Below are 888 nucleotides of genomic sequence, written 5' to 3'. Positions count from 1 at the left end.
GCTCCAATATTTTTACAAAGTTTTAGTTACCAATTTGGGAATTTTAATTTATTTTTGTTTTAAAATAATTTGATGTGAGAATTATTGCGAAACGAACTTTACGTGATTTTTGGATAAAACACGCTGATAGTGAACAACAATTAAAATCCTGGTATCGAGAAACTGAGAAAACAAATTGGAATAATTTAAACGATCTAAAGAAAGATTATCCGAGTGCAAGCATTTTACAAGAAAACAGAATTGTTTTCAACATAAAAGGTAACTCCTATAGATTAATTGTAAAGTTCAATTTTGAATATCAAATCTGCTACATAAGATTTGTTGGAACTCACGCAGAATATGACAAAATAGACGCTAACAAAATTTAATAAGATGAGAATAAAACCAATTAGAAGCGAAGAAGATTATCAAAATGCTCTTCAAAGAATTGATGAGATTTTTGATGCAAAAAGAGGTACTGAAGAAGGCGACGAACTAGAAATATTAGCTATTCTCACTGACAATTATGAAAATGAGCATTTTCCAATTGGAATGCCCGATCCGATAGAAGCCATAAAATTTAGAATGGAACAAATGGGTATGAAACAAAAAGATCTTGCAGAGGTTTTTGGATTCAAAAGTAGAGTGAGCGAGATTTTAAGTAAAAAAAGAAAACTAACTCTTGAAATGGTAAGAAAATTAAATACTACTTTACATATTCCGACAGAAGTTCTCGTCCAGGATTATTAATCCGAACAAAAAATACAGGAGCTAACAGCGGTTCATCGCAAATAACGGGTTTTACAAAAAAGAACTAAATTAGATTCCTAACAAACTAAAGCGTTAGCCGACAAGTCCGCGTCCCTACTCCCGCAACTTGCGATAACCGCAAACCGTTACCAACAAGAG

General features: G+C 32.3%; 2 protein-coding genes. Both read left to right on the top strand.

Annotated features, from left to right (window positions below):
* Positions 1-74: 74 nt before the first annotated feature.
* A complete protein-coding gene (locus RM553_RS19505) occupies positions 75-368 on the top strand; it encodes a type II toxin-antitoxin system HigB family toxin (RefSeq protein WP_311536637.1) in 294 nt (97 codons plus the stop codon).
* A gap of 4 nt (positions 369-372) precedes the next feature.
* The gene (locus tag RM553_RS19500) at positions 373-729 is read left to right on the top strand and encodes a helix-turn-helix domain-containing protein (RefSeq protein WP_311536636.1); all 357 of its coding nucleotides are present in this window, start codon (positions 373-375) and stop codon (positions 727-729) included.
* The last annotated feature ends 159 nt before the right edge of the window (positions 730-888 follow it).

This window comes from Autumnicola tepida, from assembly GCF_031846485.1.
Lineage (GTDB): Bacteria > Bacteroidota > Bacteroidia > Flavobacteriales > Flavobacteriaceae > Autumnicola > Autumnicola tepida.
Note: the sequence above shows the minus strand (reverse complement) of the source record. Positions and strands in the feature narration are given on the sequence as shown.